Here is a 21,315-nt window from a genome sequence, read left to right on the forward strand (position 1 = left end):
AAACTCAATCTTGAAAATTAATCGTCAGACCAAAAAGATTTGTATTTGCTCCCAAACTATATCTGGAGTAAGAATAATTAAACTTTAGTTTATTTAATTTTAATCCAAAACCTAGTGACATTCCAGAAAAATTACGTTGCTCTAAAATACGCAATTCCTCACCTCTTCTAAAATTATAACCTACACGAACGTTAAATGCTCTTCTAGGAAAAAGCTCCACTCCTACAATTACGTGTCGCAATGCGTTATTAAAAAAAGATACTTTTTCTTCGTTAGTAGTTCCGTCTATATTTGTCGTACCTCGCACTGGATTTGAGAAAGCGAGATTCCATTGTTGCAAATTCTCTAATGTAAGATGCCATCTAATAGGTACATTTTCTAATTCCTGCGAAACTCCTGCCATTACCTCCAAGGGCAATTTTTCATGAATCCCTGAATAAGTACTAAACTGAGTTCCTATATTTCGAATAACTAAAGCCCAGTTTATATCATTTTTCTCATCAATATAGAGCATTCCTAAATCTACTGCCCCTCCGAAAGAGTGATAACTCTCTAAAGTCGAAGAAATTAATTTAGCATTTGCTCCAATATGTATATCTGTATATGGAATATTATAAGCATAACCAAAAGAGAGAGCCGCTTCACTTCCTGTAAAGTCCGAAGTTGCCTGACCGTTTTCGTCATACCCTTCAAAATTCCCATAATTTACATAAGTAACACCCGCCTGAAAAGTTTGCAAATGCTGATCATACGTATAAGCATAAGAACCGCTTCCATAGGTTACTTCTCCATAATAACTCCCGTAATTTAAAGCAAGATGATTACTCATATCCTGATTTAAAGTTGCAGGATTAAACAAAACCTGATTCACATCATCATCATAAATGGTGATTGTCTTACCTCCTAAGGCTGCTTGCCTTGGCGAAGGCATTAAATTTAAAAACTGATAGGTATACTTACCTCCTATTTGCCCGTAGGAAACAGCGCAAAAAGTAAATAAATAAAAGAATCCCAGTTTTTTCAGCATACTTATATATTGCTTTTCCTTTTACTAAAACGTAGCTGCGAAGATAAAATTATAATATGACAAATAACAAATTGTCGTTTTCAAATTAAAATAAAAAAATCCAAATCCTAAAACCATATACAATCAGGTCAAGGACTTGGATTTTCTCAATTATTATCAGTTACTATCGCAAACTAAAATAGAATCCATTATTTCAATTCTTTAGCATTTTTAACTTTTTGATCTGTTAGGGCCAATGCCAAAACTTCTCCCATCTCTTTTACGTAATGAAAAACCAAACCATCTAAATATTCTGGTTTTATTTCGTCAATATCACTTTTGTTTTCATGACATAAAATAATCTCTTTAATATTAGCTCTTTTGGCTGCTAATATTTTCTCTTTGATTCCACCAACTGGCAATACTTTTCCACGCAAAGTAATTTCACCAGTCATTGCAATATTTTTCTTCACTTTTGTTTGTGTCAATAAAGACACTAATGAAGTTAACATAGCAATACCTGCACTCGGACCATCTTTAGGAGTTGCTCCTTCTGGTACGTGAATATGAATATTATATTTCTGGAACAATTCTGGATTCAATCCTAATTTCTTAGCATTTGCTTTGATATATTCCAATGCAATTGTAGCCGATTCTTTCATTACAGTTCCTAAATTTCCTGTAATAGTCAAAGCACCTTTTCCTTCTGATATCAATGATTCTATAAAAAGAATGTCTCCACCAACACTTGTCCAAGCAAGTCCTGTAACTACACCAGCAACATCATTAGTTTCGTATTTATCTCGTTCTAACCTTGGCACACCTAATATCTTAACAATATCTTCGTCGGTAACTTTTTTATTATATTCTTCTTCCATTGCTACCGATTTAGCAGCATTACGAATTACCTGTGCAATTTTATTTTCAAGATTACGAACACCTGATTCTCTGGTATATCCTTCAACAATTTTTTCTAATTGTTTTTTTCCAATAGCCAAATCTTTAGTAGTTAAACCGTGAGCCAAAAGTTGTTTTGGAAACAAATGCTTACGTGCAATTTCTACTTTTTCTTCTATCGTATATCCTGACATTTTAATCACTTCCATTCTATCTTTTAATGCTGGCTGAATAGCCGACATATTATTAGACGTAGCGATGAACATTACTTTTGATAAGTCATACCCCATTTCCAGGAAGTTATCATAAAAAGCACTGTTTTGTTCTGGATCCAAAACTTCTAATAAAGCAGATGATGGATCACCACTATTACTATTTGATAGTTTATCGATTTCATCTAAAACGAATACCGGATTAGAAGTTCCTGCTTTTTTCAAGCTTTGGATAATTCTACCTGGCATTGCCCCAATATATGTCTTTCTGTGCCCACGAATCTCAGCTTCGTCACGTAAACCACCAAGTGAAATACGCACATACTCTCTTCCTAAAGCTTCAGCAACAGATCTTCCTATTGAAGTTTTTCCAACTCCTGGAGGTCCTGTTAAGCATAAAATTGGCGACTTCATATCATTTCGCAATTTTAAAACTGCCAAATGTTCTATCATTCTTTTCTTTACTTCTTCTAAACCAAAATGATCTCTATCTAATACTTTTTGAGCTTGTTTTAAATCAAAATTATCTTTAGAGAATGTTCCCCAAGGTAATTCTAAAAATAACTCCAAATAGTTTCTTTGAATACCAAAATCTGGTGATTGCGGATTCATTCTTCGCATTTTCGACAATTCCTTCTCGAAATGTTTTTGCGTTTTCTCATCCCAAACTTTTCCTTTGGCTTTCTCGCTCATTTCGTCCATTTCTTCCTCTTGCGAAACCCCACCCAATTCCTCTTGAATGGTTTTCATTTGTTGATGCAAGAAGTATTCGCGTTGTTGCTGATCTAAATCAAAACGAACTTTCGATTGAATATCGTTTTTCAATTCTAATTTTTGCAACTCAACGTTCATGTAACGCAATGTTTCAAGCGCTCGTTCTTTTAAGCCATTTATCGATAATAAATCTTGTTTTTCTTTTACCGATAAGTTCATATTCGATGAAACAAAATTGATTAAAAACGATTGGCTTTCAATATTTTTAATTGCAAATGTGGCTTCTGAAGGTATGCTTGGACTTTCTTTAATGATTTGAATTGCCAATTCTTTTATCGAATCAACAATAGCATTAAATTCAGTATCATTTTTCTCTGGGCGAGCTTCCTCTACATCTTTTACATTTGCAGTGATATATGGTTCTTCTGAAATTACTTCAGCAATTTCGAAACGCTTTTTTCCTTGCAAAATAACGGTAATATTACCGTCAGGCATTTTTAGTACACGAAGGATTCTCGCAACTGTTCCTACCTTATTGATATCATCTTTAGATGGATCTTCGTCTTCTTCATTTATCTGAGAAACTACTCCAATGATTTTATCACCAGCATTTGCATCGTTTATAAGTTTTATAGATTTATCTCTCCCTGCTGAAATCGGAATAACAACTCCTGGAAATAAAACAGTGTTACGCAAAGGCAAAATTGGTAACGAAAAAGGTAACTCTTCGTTATTCATTTCTTCCTCATCTTCGGGAGTCAATAATGGTATTAATTCGGCTTCAGAATCAAATTCCTGAAGTGACATATTGTCAATAGTAAGTATTTTATGATTTGACATAGTATAATATAAGTCGTTTTGTCATTAAAAAATAAATTCATATTGCAAATTACGGGATAAGCCAGCTACGTTCTATATAAAACCGCTACAAGCCCCCTATTTATTTGCACAGCAATAAAAATAGACAATCATTATGCCAAAACAGATTTAAATAATAATTTTCATTTTTATGAAATGCAATATAGAAAGTTTCACTTTAACTTATGGGCTCAAAAAATAAATTATAAAAAAAATACATTTAATTTTATCAAAACTGTAACAAACCAAAAAAAGCAAAGTCATTATTAAAAACCATTAGACGCTACTTGAATATAACCAACCAAAATATCGAAGAATTAATAACATTGTGCAAACAAAAGAATCAAAAAGCACAATTTGAAGTATACAACAGATACTGTAAGGCTATGTATAATGTTGCGTATCGTATTGTAAAAGACGAACACTATGCTCAAGATGTTATGCAAGAAGCTTTTCTTAAAGCATTCACCAAAATTGATGACTATAAGCAAGAAGTTGCTTTTGGTGCCTGGCTCAAGAAAATCGTAATTAATTACAGTATTGATTTTTACAAAAAAAACAATAAGTTTCAAATAGAAGATCTTAGTAAGACTTTATACAAAATAGAAGAAAACGATAGTTTCTTTTTAGAAAATCTAGATCTAGATTCTCTGAAAGTAAAGCAAGTCATGGAAGCTATTTTAAGTTTAAAGGATAACTATCGAATGGTTTTGACCTTATTTTATATTGAAGGGTACGATCAAGAAGAAATAAGTGAAATACTAGCTATTAGCTATGCCAACTGTCGAACGACATTGAATAGAGCCAAAAATAGTTTACGAAAAGCTTTAGAAGGAAATGAAATCGCTACTAAAAAAAATATTATGTAAACAATAGTAAATCATCAAACACAAAATATATATTTTTTTTAAAAAGTTGTGGGATTAACACCGATAAATAAAAAGCAGATACACAATATCTGCTGTAAAGAATAAATTTAGATACATGAAAAAGGAAAATGACGAATTAGACCAATTATTTAAAAAATTTGAGAATCAATGGGATCTTCAGGAAATAAATCCCCAACATGAAGCTGATTTTTTAAATAAATTAAAGAAAACAAAACCCAAAAAAAATTACACAATCACATATGCTATTGCAGCTTCAATAGTACTTATGCTAGGAATTTCTGTATTTTATAATTTGAATGAGAAACCCAGAGAATTAAAATTTGCATCGCAGGAAACAAAAAGAACCGACTCCATTTTTGGGGCATTAATTGCCAATGAATTAGAAAAACTTCATGACAAGAAATCTCCCGAAAACGAACAAATAATTAGCGATGCACTTAAACAGATGAAAGCAATGGATAATGATTATGCAAAAATCATTACCGAATTACAAAAAAATGGCGAAAACAAACAAATCATTTACGCCATGATTAGCAATTTACAAACACGGATTTCATTCTTGCAAAATGTACTGACTCGTATTGATGAAAATGAAAAATTTAAAAATAGCACTCATGAAAAAACATTATAACTTACTTGTTCTATTATTTATAATCCCTTTTCTCGGATTTGCAAACGACGATAGCTATATATCAAAGCAAAAAATTGTCAAAAAAACCTATATCGTTAATTCTGATGCGGGAATAGACATAGACAGTAAATACGGAAACATCTCTGTATCAACATGGGATGAAGACAAAATTGATCTTGAAGTTATCATCAAAGTATCCGGGAATAATGAAAACTGGGTAAACGAAAAATTAAACAGTATTAACATCGACATTACAGCATTAAAATCGATGGTTACTGCTAGTACTAATATTGGAAAATCAACATACAAAAGCAAAGGAAGCAGCAATAGTTTTGAAATTAATTATATCATCAAAATACCTAAAAACGGAACTGCAAAACTAATTAATAAATACGGAAACATTACCACTGGAGATTTAGCTTCGACTGCAAACATCCTTTGTAAATATGGTAAAGTTAACCTTGGGAGACTAAACGGAAATACTAATACAGTTCATATAGAATATTGCCCAAATTCAAGTATTCAATACATTAAAAGCGGAAATATCGAAGCTCGTTATTCTGGTTTAAAAATTAACGATGCTGGTAAGATTAATCTAGATACCAATTATACTGATATTGTTATGGGTGACTCTCAAAATGTAAAATACGATTGTAATTACGGAACTTTCAAATTTCAAAAAACCGGCACAGTTGCAGGAGCAGGAAATTATTTGAATGTTACTATTGGTGAAATCTTAAATAATTTAAGTGTTGATCTTAACTATGGTAATTTAGTAGTAGGAATTATAAATGAGAATGCAAATAATGTAACTGTCAGCTCTGGCTATTCAGATGTATCCCTAAAATATGATAGCAACTATGCATTTGATTTTGACATATCAACAAGGTATTCTGGTATAAAAACAGATTCTTCGATGCAGATTTCTAATAATGAAGAAAAAAGCAACTCTAAAAAAGTTAGTGGCTTTTACAAGAAAAAAAATCAGAATAAAGTAGTTCTCACCTCAAACTATGGAAATATCACATTAATTAAAAAACAATAATCTAAAATCAATCAAAAAATGAAAAAATCAATTCAATTATTAGTTTGCAGTGTATTCTTTTTAAGTACAGTTGCTAATGCACAATGGTCTAAAGAACGTATCAAAGGAAATGGAAAAGTCGTAACTGACAGCCGATCGACTGCCTCTTATGATGATATTAAAGTAATGGGATCATTTGATGTCGATTTAGTTGCAGGAAAAGAAGGTGCTATTACAGTAAAAGCTGAAGAAAACTTACAACCTTACATTAAAGTTGAAGTTGAGGGTAATGTACTTAAAATTTACACCGAAAAAAATAAAAACATCAGTTCTAGTATTGGTAAAAATATTCAGGTTACTATTCCATTCGAAAAGATATCTAGTGTTACACTTTCTGGCTCAGGAGATGTAAAATCTAAGAGTGTAATTAAGTCCGATACTTTTACGGCAGCGCTATCAGGTTCTGGAAATTTAAACCTAGATATCAATACAACAACGTTTGACCTTAAGGTAAGCGGCTCTGGAGATGTTGTTCTAAAAGGAAATACTGAAACTTTCACAACCAAATTGTCTGGTTCTGGCGATATTGATTCAGATACATTAAAAGCTAAAAATGTAGATATAACTATTTCTGGATCTGGTGACAGTAAAGTTTTTTGTAGCGGAAATCTAAAAGCTAGAGTGTCTGGTTCTGGAGATATTCAATATAAAGGAGATCCTAAAACAAAAGATACCAAAGTAAGTGGCTCAGGAAGCATCTCGAAAGCTTAAAAATAACGCCAGTAAAAAAGCAATAATTTTAACCTAAATCTCTTAACGATGAAAAATATAATTATTGCTTTTTTATTAAGCATTAGTTTTTCATGCTCAAGTCAGCAAAAAACAAATACACTTACCGAAAAAGAAATTTTCGCGTCTATAGATAAAAATGCCAATACCTTACTAAAAGACTCAAAGGCTTACTCAGTTTCTATTGGAGTAGTAAAAGATGGCAAAGTTTACACTAGACACTATGGTGAAATAGATAAAGGAAAAGGCAATAAAGCCAACAATGAAACGCTGTTTGAAATCGCATCTACTACAAAAGTCTTTACCGGAACTCTTGTTGCAAATGCAGTCTTAGAGGGAAAATTAAAATTAGATGATGATATTCGAAAGTATCTCAATGAAGGATTTCCTAATTTAGAATTTAAAGGAACTCCAATAAAAATAAAAAATCTAATTACCCACAGAACCGGAATTCTAACTCCTTTTCCTGACACTAAAGAAATAAGACAAAAATTTAGCCCTGATAGCTTTCTTGTTCATAAAAACAGGTTAGATAAATCGTATACCAAAACCGATTTCTTTAATGCTTTAAGAAAAGTAAAAGTCGATTCTCTACCTGGAACAACATTTAAATACGGAGCTTTAGGCCCCGAATTGTGCGCACATATTCTAGAAAATATTTACAAGAAAAATTACGAAGATCTATTACATCAAGTGATTTTTGATAAAGCTGGAATGAAAAACACCAAGGTGAAATTAGCCCCTAATGACATACTTGCCAATGGTTATAATGCAAGCGGGTTGTTAATGACTAATTTATCGAGTAATCTTTGGGGAGCATCAAAAATGTTAAAATCAACAATGAGTGATTTAATCAAATTTATACAATTTGAATTAGATGCAACCAATAAGGTCGTTCTCGAATCACATCGAAAAATTTATGTTAATGGAGATATGGGCTATTTTTGGGAAATTCAAGAAGATAGTAATAAAAACACTTCTTATGCCAAAGATGGAGGCTCAAATGGTACGCAAAATATGCTAAAAATATATCCTGAATATAATTTAGGATTCATAATTATTATGAATCAAAGTGATAACGATTCAGGCACTCATCTGGAAGCTGCGTCTTTAGGTTTACTGACAGACTTAAAACCCTTTTAGCAAAAGTCCAAGGATATAAAATCAAAGGATATAATCAAAAAATATCTCCTTAAAAATTGATACTAAAATGAGACGGATAATTTATATTCTCCTTCTGATGCTCTCTTGTGCCTTAACTTTTGGCTAAAAAAGCAAAATACAGAACAATCAACAAATAAAATCATCGCACTCTATAGTCTTGAACAACTAAGTGATCAATTAGTATCACAAAGCATTTATTAATTTTAAAACACTAAAATTATGAAACCAAAAATATTTTTTCTGATTGCTTTTTTAAATTGCTTTATAAGTATTGGACAACCAAATAATCAAAAGGAATTATGCTATTTAATGAGAGCCGCAAACGAAACCGGAATATTTAATGGAAATATAATCATTTCAAAAAAAAGTGAGATAATTTACCTGTCACAATTGGGATATACCGATTATACAAAAAGTAAAAAACTTAATTATGAATCTTCTATGCCCATTGGATCAATCAGTAAGGAGTTCAATGGTGTTGCTATCCTGTTTTTAAAAGAAAAAGGAAAACTAAAACTTGAGGATAGGATTTCAGATTACTTAACGTATTTACCAGAATGGGCAAATGAAATTCAGATAAAACATCTTTTACAATACACGAGCGGTTTACCCAGAATATCAAAAAACACCAATGATGAATATCTTTCTGAATTAAAGAAAATTAAAAAACTTGAATTTACTCCCGGAAACAGATATCTCTATAGCAATGCTAATATTTTTCTTCAACAAGAAATTATAAAAAAGATATCCTCACTTTCATATCCTGATTTCTTAAAAGAAAATCTCTTTAAACCGTTGGGAATAGAAGGCGGTGAAATTCCAAAAGGGGCTATTTTATCCCTAAACATGGCAGGTTCATTTGATAATGATTATAAAGAAACAAGCTTTATTCATGATGGAGGTGAAATGTATTTTACTAATAGCGATTTATACTATTGGGTTAAAGGTTTACATGAAGGCAAATTAATTAATCAAAATTCTTTAAATATACTTGCGCAAAGTTTCGATCTGAACTCTGAATCTAGCTTAGGAAATGTGGTTCTTAAAAAAGGTAAAATCCTCGAACATTCCCATCAGGGATCTGGAAACAATTATGAGTCGTATATTTTTTATAGCAAAAAGGATGATATAATTATAACGATGATAACCAATAATCAAAATTTTAAACTTCCAGCAATTGCAGAATCAATTATCAATATTCTAAACGATAAAGCTTATACTGTACCAAAAAAATCTATTTATCTGGCCATTAGGGGCAAATTACTTGATAATTACGATTCGGGTATTACATTTTACAATCATATTAAATCAAATGAAAAAGATCAATATGATTTCTCAAATGAAACCTTGGATTTAGTCAATACTGGTAAATATCTCATGAGAAGAGATAAATATGATGATGCAATCAAAATATTAAAGATAAGTGCTACTACTATTGATCTTTCAAATCTGAATAAAAATTCAGATATCTATACCTTAATTGGTGAATGTTATTTGAAAAATAAAAATACGGAGATGGCAACCGTTTTCTATAAAAAAGCCTTAGAATTAGACACTACGAATAAATTAGCGGTAAAAATGCTAAAAGAAATTTTAAACAAATAATAGTACTTCGCCACAAACAAAACGTAGCGAAGTAATTATTAAATATAAGTAATGATTTATTGATCTAAAATTGTTTTTTTTGGTATCCTTCTCAATAAAAAGATAGCCACTACAAAAAATACTCCTAAAATTACAATAGCTGAACGCGGACTCCCTGTTATTTGATCGATAATTCCGTAAACACACATTCCGATTACAATTCCGATTTTTTCAGCAACGTCATAAAAACTAAAAAATGAGGCAGTATCTTCTGTTTCTGGTAATAACTTTGAATAAGTAGAACGTGACAAAGCCTGAATTCCTCCCATTACAAGTCCAGCCACAGTTGCCATTACATAAAAATGTATTGGTAAAGTAACAAAATAAGCTCCAACACTACAAAGTACTGCCCAAACCATATTAATGACAATTAAAGTTGGGATATTCCCCCATTTAGCTGAGGCTCTTGAAGTTAAAACTGCTCCTAAAACCGCGACTAACTGTATTAATAAAATACAAATAATTAAACCAATTGTACCTTCCTCTTTTGATGCCCATTTAACTTCCTGCGCCCCAAAATAAGTAGCTACAAGCATAACGGTTTGTACAGCCATACTCGAAACAAAAAAACCTCCTAAATAACGTTTCAATGGAATGTTTTGTTTTAATAAAGCCCAAACTTTCTTTAACTCTTTAAAACCATTAAATACGATATGTTTAGATAACTTCTGACCCGTTTTTTTACTTCCTTTTGGTAAATAATAATAGGTATATTGACTAAATAATATCCACCAAACTCCAACCATTAAGAACGAATATCGCATGGCTTTCATTGCTGCTTCACCATCAGTTCCTGTGATTCCAAAAAGTTTTGGTTTCATTATCATTGCCAAATTGATTATTAATAAAATCACACTTCCAATATATCCTAAAGAATATCCTTTGGCACTAATTTTATCTTGTTGCTCTACAAAAGCAATATCTGGTAAATAGGAATTATAAAAAACCAAACTTCCCCAATATCCTAGTAAACCAAAAAAGTAGAATGCCAATCCAACATATATATTTTCCAGATTAAACCAATATAACCCCATACAAGACAAGGCTCCTAAATAACAAAAGAATTTCATGAAAGATTTCTTATTCCCTACATAATCAGCAATACCAGACAATAATGGCGAAATAAAAGAAACAACCAAAAAAGCCATTGCCGTTACAAAACTAATTAGAGCCGAATTTTTAAGATTCATTCCGAAAACATGAATATAATGATCACCCTCAGAAAATAAAGCTTCATAAAATATTGGAAATACAGCCGATGCAATAGTAAGGGTATAAACTGAATTTGCCCAGTCATAAAATGCCCATGCATTTAGCAATTTCTTATCTCCTTTTTGTAAGTTTCTCATAGAAATATTTTTGTTAATAGGCTACGAATTTATCTAAATTTTATTATAATCGAATCGTTTTTTAATAAATCATATATTAATAAATCATCAATAAGCATAATCAACTGAACAATAACTACATAAAAACAAAGCTATCTTAAAAAGATAGCTTTGTTAAAAATTAATGATTTTAGAAATAGAATATGTAATCCTATTTATTTGATTATACCTACTTTAAGTGCTGTTGCCTTTGCTTGAGGAATTAACATACTTAAATTAGCAATTCTGGTTGCATCAGATGGGTGTGTACTAAGAAATTCTGGTGTTTGTCCTGATGATTGAGCCGACATTCTTTTCCAAAAAGCAATAGATTCATCTGGATTATATCCTGCAATCGCCATAAGCGTTAGCCCTATTTTATCAGCCTCACTTTCGTTATTTCTACTAAATGGGAGCATTACTCCTACTTGTGACCCTATTCCATAATATTTTTGCCACATTTCTTGCTTGTCGGCACTTTGGCTACCTGTCACCGCAGCTACTCCTACTGCTCCTAGTTGTTGCAATTGAGCAGCACTCATACGTTGCGCACCATGATTAGCTAATGCATGTGAAACCTCATGTCCTAAAACGGTGGCTAAACCTGAATCATCTTTGGTAACTGGCAAAATCCCCGAATAAACAACAATTTTACCTCCTGGCATACACCAAGCATTTACTTCTTTATTATCAACAAGTTTATATTCCCAACGATAATCTTTGAGATATTGTGATTGTCCTAAATAGGTCAAATATTTTTCAGCAGCTGCTTTTATTTTCATCCCAACATGTTCAACTCTTTTGGCATCGGCAGTACCTGTAATAACTTTATTTTCTTTGATAAAAGTATTGTACTGCTGAAACGAAGACGGAAACAGCTCACTATTAGAAACAAAATTAAGACTCTTTTTTCCCGTAACAGGATTTACCGCACATGAATACACCGTTGCTATAGTAAAAATTCCCAATAATAATTTATTTCTCATGACTTTTAGATTTAATAACACACAAAAATACGATTATTCTAAATTCATTTTTTATACAATTCATTTAAAAAATATCATAATTAAATTATTCTCCATACTAAGTGTCTTAATAAATTCTAACATATCAATACATTTTATTAATTGTCTTACTTTTATATTTTTAAATCTATCTAAAATAAAAGCTCTATAAAACGTATTATAATGTCTAAAAAAACATCTAGTCCCACAGAATCATTAAAAGTTCCTCGATTTATTATAGTAACAGGTAAACTTCTTTCTTTTATTTCGCCTAAACTGGCTACTTCATATGCAACAAAACTTTTTACTACTCCAATAAAACATAAGGTTCCTAAAAGAGAACTAGAAATGGACCGCAAAAGCATACAAACTACTATAAAAATACCTGCAATTAACAGCGAAGTTGTTGTTTATAAATTCGGGAAAAGCGATAAAAAAGTGCTCTTAGTTCATGGTTGGTCTGGTCGTGGTACACAATTATTTAAGATTGCCGACGAACTTTTAAAACATGGCTATGAAACCATTAGTTTTGATGCTCCTGCACACGGAAAATCTCCTGGTAAGACTACACACATGGTCGATTTTATTGCTTCAATTTTAGAAATTGAAAAACAATACGGACCTTTTGAAGCAGCTATCGGACATTCATTAGGAGGTATGTCTGTGTTAAATGCTATTAAACAAGGTTTAAATATTAATCGCGCAGTTATTATTGGCAGCGGTGATGTTGTTCAGGACATTATTGATGATTTTGTTTCTAAACTAGAATTAAAACCAGATATTAGTATTCGTTTGCGTGCTTATTTTGAAAACAAGCACAACGTAAAAATGAATGATTTTTCGGCCTATGTGGCCGCTGCAGATGTAAATATTCCCGTTTTAGTTATTCATGATAAAGACGACCCTGAAGTTGCCGTAAAAGCTGGAATTCACATTAACGAGCATTTAAAGAATGGTACATTAGTATTAACTGAAGGATTAGGGCATCGTAAAATTTTGGGCAATACAAATGTTATTAATAAAACAGTGCAATTTATTGAACATAAGTAATTAATTTTGTTAGCCTTACTTTTGACATAAAAATAAAAAACAATGAAATATCCAATCGAAAAAACAGAACAGGAATGGAGAGAGCAACTTGGTAATGAACGTTATCAAGTACTTCGCCAAAAAGGAACCGAACGCCCCCATACCGGAGAATATAATCTTCATTATGAAAAAGGAGTTTATTGTTGTGGAGCTTGTAATGAACCATTATTTGAGAGTAATTCAAAATTTGATGCTCATTGTGGCTGGCCTTCATTTGATGAATCGATTCCCGGAAAAGTCGAATATATCTCGGATGTAAGCCATGGCATGAAACGAACAGAAATTTTATGTGCCAATTGTGGGAGCCACTTAGGTCATGTATTTGATGATGGACCAACTAAAACTGGACAACGTTATTGCGTAAACTCTTTATCGATAGATTTTAAAGACAAATAGTCATGGATTTATTTGGTGAATCTCTAGATTGGAAAGCAATTTTAGAACCACTTCTAACAAAATACAAAGGCAGAAAACATCCTTTAGATTATCAAAATACGTATCAATTACTTGTAATGGTAGTGTTATCAGCTCAAGATTCTGATGCAAATATCAATTCGATAGCCCCTACTTTCTTTGCAAAATACCCAAACATGGAAAGTCTTGCTGCAACTAATACAGAAGAACTGTTTACCTATATTAGTGGAGTTAGAAACTACAGAACTAAAGCGGAATGGTTAATCGAAATTGCAAACACAATTAAAAAGGATGAAAATATCCCGATGACTATGAAAGATTTGGTTGCATTAAAAGGTATTGGTCGAAAATCTGCGAATGTAATCTTAAAGGAATCAAATAAACCTGCTGAAGGTATTATTGCAGATTTACATGTTATACGTGTTGCTCCCAGAATTGGGCTAACAAAAGAGTCTAAAGATGGTAATAAAGTAGAAAAAGAATTGATGCAGGTGCTGCCAAAAGACATTTGGGGAGAAATAGGAATGGCTATTTCTTTTTTAGGAAGAGAAACATGTCGCCCAAAACCAAAATGCAATGAATGTTTGATTAATGCACATTGCAATTATTTCCTTAGCTTAGAATAATTACTTTTTAAAATAACAAAGAAGACACACTGTGGTGCGTCTCTACAATACGTCACTACAAAGCATAAAAAAACCGAGATATAAATCTCGGTTTTTTTATGCGTACAAAATAATTTTACATTTTTGCTTTCAATGCTTTGTATTCAGCAGTCATTTCAAGTGCGCTGTAAACGTTTAAAAGAGTCTTAGAAATATCCTCGTTTTTAGGATCTAACTCAGAAGCTTTTTTAAGATAAGGAATTGTGCTTTTGAAAAGGTTATTTCTTTTAGCTTTCAATTCATCGTAACGTTTCATGTCTTTTGCAGATGTTCCAAGCTTATTCATTTCATCAATTATAGGTTTTTCGTCCTCTAATTTTAATGCAGCCAGGTTAATATAAGCATTAGTATAATCAGGTTTAATTTCGATTACTTTAGTATAATATTTCTCAGCATCAGCAGTGTTTTTAGCATTTCCGCTAATTACTCCTAAATTAAAAAGCAAATCAGCGTCGTTTGGATTGTTTTTCAAAACCTCACCGATTAGTTTTTTATAAGTCTCATAATCTTTCGTTTCCAAATATAAATTTGCTTCTGTTAAAATCAAAGAAGTATCCTCTGGATTTGCAGCTCTAGCTTCTGTTATAGCTTTTTTAGCTTCTTCTGTTTTACCATTTTGAACTAAGATAAGAGAGATATTTTTATAAATCTCACCTCTTTTAGAAGGAGAAACTTCTACTCTTGGTTTTTCATGAGTTCCAATCTTAACAGCTAAATCTCTTTCATTTGCAGTAGCAAAAGCATTATCTTCTCCTGAAAGTTTATTTGTAGCTAAGTACGTAGTTCCTTTTCCTGAATAGTTAAGTCTTTTTAACTCTTCATAAAGTGGCAAAGCTGCAGTAAAATCTCCAGCATTTACATAAGTTGAAGCTGCATAATACAAGTTAATAGTATCTTTTTTATCTAGCTGGTAAGCATCATAGATCTTTTTTGCACCATCAGCATGTTTGTTTGCTTTTGAATCAGCGATAGCTCCATTAATCAATCTTCCTTTGATATCAGTAATTGAAGCAGCAGCCTGAGTTGAAAATTTAGTTTTTCCAGATGCTTTTTCAGTTTCAATTAACTTCTTATATGCTTCTGCAGCAAGTAAAAGGTTTTTACCTTCTTCTACTCCTTTTTTTGCGATATCTAAATAAGCATTTCCTTTTACAAAATAATATTGAGCTTGCTCAGTATCTTTTGCATTTGTAATCAGATAATCTGCCGCATCAAGAATAGAAATAGCCGATTTAGCATCCCCATTTTTCAATGCTTTTTCAGCGTCTTTAATTTGATCTTTTTGAGCAAAAGTAGCTACCGATATCAATAATGCTGACGCTAGTATTACATATTTACTTTTCATAATATTTTATTTATTTGTTTAGATTGTTTGTTTGATTTCCTATTAATTATTCTTCAGACTCTTCTTCTTCTTCCGAATCATCATCTTCTTCTTCGTCCTCAACATCATCGTCTTCGTCCTCGTCTTCAATAACACCATCATCTTCTAGAACTTCTAAGTCTGGTTTTACTCTTTCGATAACACTTTCGATAACATTTCCGTCCTCATCAACAACAACTTCTGCAACATCATCTTTCATTACTTTAGTAACAGCTGCAATAGAATCTTTACCTTTTAGATTAATTAATCTAACTCCCTGAGTTGCACGACCCATTACACGTAAATCTTCGATAGCCATTCTAATTGTCAATCCAGACTTATTGATAATCATCAAATCATCAGCATCTGTTACTGCATTAATCGAAATAAGTTTTCCGGTTTTTTCAGTAATATTAAGAGTTTTTACTCCTTTTCCTCCACGATTAGTAATTCTATAAACGTCTTCTCCGTCGTCATCAACTAATTTGGTACGTTTTCCGTATCCATTTTCAGTTACAACTAAAATTTGCGAATCGTTAACATTATCTTTATCAACCGTAACCATACCAATTACTTCATCAGTATCATCTTTTAAAGTAATTCCACGAACTCCTGAAGCTGTTCTTCCCATCGGACGGGTTTTAGTTTCTTCAAAACGAACTAATTTACCAGATTTAACAGCCAAAATAATCTGACTTTCTCCATTGGTTAATTTAGCTTCTAATAATTCGTCACCATCTTTAATAGTAATTGCAGCAACACCATTTACTCTTGGTTTAGAATATTTCTCTAAAGAAGTTTTCTTAACCTGTCCTTTTTTGGTTACCATAACTAAATTATGGCTATTGATGTAATCCTTATCTTTTAAATCCTGAGTACAGATAAACGCTTTAACTTTATCGTCGCTTTCTATATTTACCAAGTTTTGGATAGCTCTACCTTTTGCAGTTTTACTTCCTTCTGGAATTTCGTACACACGCATCCAGAAACATTTACCTTTTTGGGTAAAGAACATCATATATTGGTGATTGGTTGCAACGAACATATGCTCAAGGAAATCCTGATCTCTTGTTCCTGCACTTTTTTGTCCAACTCCACCTCTATTTTGTGTTTTGTACTCGGTAAGATTTGTACGCTTGATATAACCTGCATGCGAAATTGTAATTACTACATTCTCATCTGCAATTAAATCTTCGATACTTACATCTCCACCTGAATATTCTATTCTAGAACGACGCTCATCACCGTATTTCTCACGGATCTCGATAAGTTCTTCTTTAATTAAATTAGTTCTTAAATCTACATCTGCTAATAACGCTTTCAAATGCTCGATTAATTTCATCAATTCTTCGTATTCAGCTCTTAACTTGTCTTGTTCCAGACCTGTTAATTGACGTAAACGCATCTCTACAATAGCACGTGCTTGAATATCTGATAATTTAAATCTTTCGATTAATTTTTCACGAGCTTCCTCCGTATTTTTCGAACCTCTTATTAAAGCAATTACTTCATCAATATTATCTGATGCGATAATTAAACCTTCTAAAATATGTGCTCTTTCTTCGGCTTTACGTAATTCAAATCTAGTTCTACGAACTACAACATCATGACGGTGCTCAATAAAATAGTGAATCATATCTTTTAGATTCAACATTTGTGGGCGGCCTTTTACTAATGCAATATTATTTACACTAAAAGAAGATTGTAGTGACGTATATTTATATAAGGTATTTAAAACTACGTTTGGAGTTGCATCACGCTTAAGGATATAAACGATACGCATACCATTTCTATCAGACTCATCACGGATGTTTGCAATTCCATCAATTTTTTTATCATTTACCAAATCAGCAGTACGCTTAATCATTTCTGCCTTATTGACCTGATATGGAATTTCGGTTACAATGATACATTCTCTACCATCTACTTCTTCAAAACCAACTTTTGCACGCATTACAATACGTCCTCTTCCCGTTTTAAATGCTTCACGAACACCTTCGTAACCATATATTATACCTCCTGTTGGAAAATCGGGAGCTTTAATATGTGTTATTAATTCGTCTATTTCAATATCGTTATTATCAAGATAAGCTAGCGTACCATTGATAACTTCTGTAAGGTTGTGAGGTGGCATATTCGTTGCCATACCTACTGCAATACCAGTTGCTCCATTAATTAATAAAGTAGGAACTCTTGTTGGCATTACTTTAGGCTCATATAAGGTATCATCAAAGTTCAATTGAAAATCAACTGTTTCTTTTTCGATATCAGCCATTATTTCTTCTGAAATCTTACGCATTCTAGCCTCAGTATAACGCATTGCTGCCGGGCTATCTCCATCTACAGAACCAAAGTTACCTTGGCCATCCACTAATAAATAACGTAAACTCCATTCTTGAGCCATACGTACCATGGCATCGTAAACTGAAGTATCTCCGTGTGGGTGATACTTACCTAAAACTTCCCCGACAATTCTGGCGGATTTTTTATGGGCAGATTTTGAAGTTACACCTAAATCATACATTCCGTAAAGAACTCTTCGATGCACTGGTTTCAAGCCATCTCTAACATCAGGAAGCGCTCTCGATACAATTACTGACATCGAATAATCGATGTAAGCTGATTTCATTTCATCCTCTATGTTAATAGGAATTAACTTTTCTCCTTCAGACATAAGTTGTTATATTAAAAAATTATATTAGTTTCAAAACGTGCCAATATACGTCTTTTTGAAATTTTTGAAGGTATTTTACGCTACTTATTTCAATGATTTATTAACAACTTTATTTTACATTTTAGTTAATAATTTAAATCTTATTTAACTCATTTATTATTATTTTTTTCGTCCCTTAGCTGACATGACATTTCTAATGGGTATGGTTTTTGTTTTTAACACACTAATTCACTAAATTTACAATACTAATTACATATTATGGATGATAATTTTTCACCAAGAGTAAAAGATGTTATTACCTACAGTAAAGAAGAAGCCTTAAGACTGGGGCACGACTTTATTGGTACTGAACATTTGATGCTAGGCATTTTAAGGGATGGAAACGGAAAAGCCATTCATATATTAAATAACCTAGCAGTCGATTTAGAACATTTACGTAGGAAGGTCGAAATACTGAGCCCTGCCAATCCAAGTGCCGAAATCAATGTAGAAAAAAAGAATCTGCACCTCACGCGTCAAGCAGAGAGGGCATTAAAAACTACATTCCTAGAAGCCAAAGTATTCCAGAGTTCATCTATTAGCACTGCACACTTGCTTTTATGTATCTTACGAAACGAAAACGATCCAACAACCAAGCTATTGAATAAGCTAAAAATAGATTATGATATAGCTAAAGAACAATACTTAAATATGACTCCAAACGAAGAAGAATTTTTAGAAAACTTGCCAAGAAACGAATCATATAATGATGATTCAGGACAAGATGACAGTCTTAAAGAAGGAAGTTTTAATAATCCAGCCAATAAGTCCAATAAAAAATCTAAAACACCTGTTTTGGATAATTTTGGGAGAGATTTAACAGAAATGGCTGAAGAAGGAAAACTAGATCCTGTTGTAGGACGTGAGAAAGAAATTGAACGCGTTTCACAAATTTTAAGCCGTAGAAAAAAGAACAACCCTTTATTAATTGGTGAACCTGGAGTAGGAAAATCTGCTATTGCCGAAGGACTAGCCTTACGTATTGTTCAGAAAAAAGTATCTCGTATCTTATTTCACAAACGTGTGGTAACCCTAGATTTAGCAAGCCTTGTAGCAGGAACTAAATATCGTGGTCAGTTTGAGGAACGAATGAAAGCAGTAATGAATGAATTAGAAAAAAATGATGATATCATCCTTTTTATCGATGAAATTCATACCATTGTTGGTGCTGGAGGTGCAACCGGATCTCTAGATGCTTCTAACATGTTTAAACCTGCCTTATCAAGAGGAGAAATCCAATGTATTGGAGCAACTACACTTGATGAGTACAGACAATATATAGAAAAAGATGGTGCGTTAGAAAGACGTTTCCAGAAAGTAATTGTAGAACCAACTTCGGTTGAAGAAACAATTGCGATCCTAAATAACATTAAAGATAAATACGAAGATCACCACAATGTAACCTATACTCCAGAAGCTATTGAAGCTTGTGTAAAATTAACAAACCGATATATGTCGGAGCGTTTCTTACCAGACAAAGCTATTGATGCTCTTGATGAGGCTGGATCTCGTGTACACATTACCAATATTGATGTTCCAAAACAAATTTTGGATTTAGAACGTCAACTAGAAGAAGTACGCGAAAACAAAAATGTGGTTGTCAAAAAGCAAAAATATGAAGAAGCAGCTAAACTTCGCGATGACGAAAAACGCATTGAAAAAGAACTTGCTGTAGCTCAGGAACAATGGGAAGAAGATTCAAAAAGCAATAGAATCCTTGTAACCGAAGACAATGTTGCCGACGTAGTATCTATGATGACAGGAATTCCTGTAAATAGAATTGCACAAACAGAAAGCAACAAATTGGCTAAATTACCTGAACTGATTCAGAATAAAGTAATAGGTCAAAATGAAGCAGTTTTAAAAATTGCCCGTTCTATACAACGTAACAGAGCAGGTCTTAAAGACCCGAACAGACCTATTGGATCATTTATTTTCTTAGGACAAACTGGTGTTGGTAAAACACAACTAGCAAAAGTTCTGGCAAAAGAATTATTCGATTCTGAAGATGCTTTGGTTCGTATTGACATGAGTGAATACATGGAGAAATTTGCTATTTCTCGTTTAGTAGGAGCGCCTCCGGGATATGTTGGTTACGAAGAAGGTGGACAATTAACTGAAAAAGTTCGTAGAAAACCATATTGCGTAGTACTTTTAGATGAAATCGAAAAAGCGCATCCAGATGTATTCAATATGATGCTTCAGGTACTTGATGATGGGTATTTAACAGATAGTTTAGGTCGAAAAATTGACTTTAAAAACACTATAATTATCATGACTTCAAATGTTGGAGCAAGACAATTAAAAGATTTTGGTCAAGGAGTTGGATTTGGAACTGCTGCTAAAATTGCACAAGCCGATGATAATTCGAAAAGCATTATCGAAAACGCATTGAAGAAAACATTTGCGCCAGAATTCTTAAACAGAATTGATGATGTTATTGTATTCAATAGCTTAGAGAAAAGCGATATTGACTTGATTATTGAGATTGAACTTAAGAAACTATACTTACGTGTAGAAGAATTAGGATACAAACTAAATCTTACTGATAAAGCAAAAGCATTTATTGCTGATAAAGGTTTCGATAAGCAATTTGGAGCAAGACCATTAAAAAGAGCCATTCAAAAATACGTTGAAGATATATTAGCAGAAGAAATAATTACTTCTAAAATTACTTCAGGTGATGAAATTTTGATTGATTTAAATGAAGAATCACAAGAACTTACTGTTGATGTACATAAAGCCGAAGAGCCAACAAATCAATAAAGTAATTTAATTTTTATAACAAAAATACAAACCCGTTACGTTTTTTATAACATAACGGGTTTATTCTTTATATCAAATCGGTAAATTATTAAAAACAAATATTTA

The 21,315-nt window shown here is 32.3% G+C and carries 16 protein-coding genes; 10 read left to right on the plus strand and 6 right to left on the minus strand.

Annotated elements, in window-relative coordinates; all coding sequences use genetic code 11:
• Positions 1-4: 4 nt before the first annotated feature.
• Both porQ and lon read right to left on the minus strand, forming a co-directional pair.
• Positions 5-1,027: a type IX secretion system protein PorQ gene (porQ, locus tag OIU80_RS05755; RefSeq protein ID WP_264286092.1), complete on the minus strand. Its 1,023-nt coding sequence runs from the start codon at positions 1,025-1,027 to the stop codon at positions 5-7.
• A gap of 188 nt (positions 1,028-1,215) precedes the next feature.
• A complete protein-coding gene (lon, locus tag OIU80_RS05760; protein ID WP_264286093.1) occupies positions 1,216-3,669 on the minus strand; it encodes an endopeptidase La in 2,454 nt (817 codons plus the stop codon).
• 305 nt (positions 3,670-3,974) lie between these two features.
• Between lon and OIU80_RS05765 the strand changes: the two genes are divergently transcribed.
• From OIU80_RS05765 to OIU80_RS05790, 6 genes are all read left to right on the plus strand, one after another.
• Complete coding sequence (locus OIU80_RS05765) at positions 3,975-4,556, plus strand: RNA polymerase sigma factor (protein ID WP_264286094.1); 582 nt, start codon at positions 3,975-3,977, stop codon at positions 4,554-4,556.
• Between the two features lie 115 nt (positions 4,557-4,671).
• Complete coding sequence (locus tag OIU80_RS05770) at positions 4,672-5,208, plus strand: anti-sigma factor (RefSeq protein WP_264286095.1); 537 nt, start codon at positions 4,672-4,674, stop codon at positions 5,206-5,208.
• Entirely contained in the window at positions 5,192-6,253 is a 1,062-nt protein-coding gene (locus tag OIU80_RS05775) for a DUF4097 family beta strand repeat-containing protein (RefSeq protein WP_264286096.1), read from the plus strand. The genes OIU80_RS05770 and OIU80_RS05775 overlap by 17 nt, the downstream gene beginning before the upstream one ends.
• Before the next feature lie 18 nt (positions 6,254-6,271).
• Positions 6,272-7,003, plus strand: a complete 732-nt coding sequence (locus OIU80_RS05780; protein WP_264286097.1) for a head GIN domain-containing protein — start codon at positions 6,272-6,274, stop codon at positions 7,001-7,003.
• A 48-nt stretch (positions 7,004-7,051) separates the two neighbouring features.
• Entirely contained in the window at positions 7,052-8,164 is a 1,113-nt protein-coding gene (locus OIU80_RS05785) for a serine hydrolase domain-containing protein (protein ID WP_264286098.1), read from the plus strand.
• 240 nt (positions 8,165-8,404) lie between these two features.
• Positions 8,405-9,790 carry a serine hydrolase gene (locus OIU80_RS05790; RefSeq protein WP_264286099.1) on the plus strand — a complete coding sequence of 462 codons (1,386 nt, stop codon included), beginning with the start codon at positions 8,405-8,407 and terminating at the stop codon, positions 9,788-9,790.
• A gap of 56 nt (positions 9,791-9,846) precedes the next feature.
• Here the strand turns inward: OIU80_RS05790 and OIU80_RS05795 are convergent, their stop codons facing one another.
• Positions 9,847-11,178 (minus strand): MFS transporter, encoded by a 1,332-nt coding sequence (locus tag OIU80_RS05795; RefSeq protein ID WP_264286100.1) that lies wholly within the window; start codon positions 11,176-11,178, stop codon positions 9,847-9,849.
• Between the two features lie 194 nt (positions 11,179-11,372).
• A complete protein-coding gene (locus tag OIU80_RS05800; protein ID WP_264286101.1) occupies positions 11,373-12,182 on the minus strand; it encodes a M48 family metallopeptidase in 810 nt (269 codons plus the stop codon).
• 201 nt (positions 12,183-12,383) lie between these two features.
• On the opposite strand from OIU80_RS05800, the gene OIU80_RS05805 reads away from it, so the two are divergent.
• From OIU80_RS05805 to OIU80_RS05815, 3 genes are read left to right on the plus strand one after another with little or no spacing between them, the layout of a single operon-like run.
• Positions 12,384-13,250, plus strand: coding sequence for an alpha/beta hydrolase (locus OIU80_RS05805; RefSeq protein WP_264286102.1), 867 nt, complete (start codon positions 12,384-12,386; stop codon positions 13,248-13,250).
• A 42-nt stretch (positions 13,251-13,292) separates the two neighbouring features.
• Positions 13,293-13,685, plus strand: a complete 393-nt coding sequence (msrB, locus tag OIU80_RS05810; RefSeq protein ID WP_264286103.1) for a peptide-methionine (R)-S-oxide reductase MsrB — start codon at positions 13,293-13,295, stop codon at positions 13,683-13,685.
• A 2-nt stretch (positions 13,686-13,687) separates the two neighbouring features.
• Positions 13,688-14,329, plus strand: a complete 642-nt coding sequence (locus tag OIU80_RS05815) for an endonuclease III domain-containing protein (RefSeq protein ID WP_264286104.1) — start codon at positions 13,688-13,690, stop codon at positions 14,327-14,329.
• 115 nt (positions 14,330-14,444) lie between these two features.
• On the opposite strand, the gene OIU80_RS05820 is transcribed toward OIU80_RS05815, so the two are convergent.
• Both OIU80_RS05820 and gyrA read right to left on the minus strand, forming a co-directional pair.
• The gene (locus OIU80_RS05820) at positions 14,445-15,713 is read right to left on the minus strand and encodes a tetratricopeptide repeat protein (RefSeq protein WP_264286105.1); all 1,269 of its coding nucleotides are present in this window, start codon (positions 15,711-15,713) and stop codon (positions 14,445-14,447) included.
• A gap of 46 nt (positions 15,714-15,759) precedes the next feature.
• A complete protein-coding gene (gene gyrA / locus OIU80_RS05825) occupies positions 15,760-18,405 on the minus strand; it encodes a DNA gyrase subunit A (RefSeq protein WP_264286106.1) in 2,646 nt (881 codons plus the stop codon).
• Between the two features lie 258 nt (positions 18,406-18,663).
• Here gyrA and OIU80_RS05830 point away from each other — a divergent pair, with 258 nt between their 5' ends.
• Complete coding sequence (locus OIU80_RS05830) at positions 18,664-21,210, plus strand: ATP-dependent Clp protease ATP-binding subunit (RefSeq protein ID WP_264286107.1); 2,547 nt, start codon at positions 18,664-18,666, stop codon at positions 21,208-21,210.
• Positions 21,211-21,315: the final 105 nt, after the last annotated feature.

The sequence above is a fragment of the Flavobacterium frigoritolerans genome, from assembly GCF_025847275.1.
GTDB classification, from domain to species: Bacteria; Bacteroidota; Bacteroidia; order Flavobacteriales; family Flavobacteriaceae; genus Flavobacterium; species Flavobacterium frigoritolerans.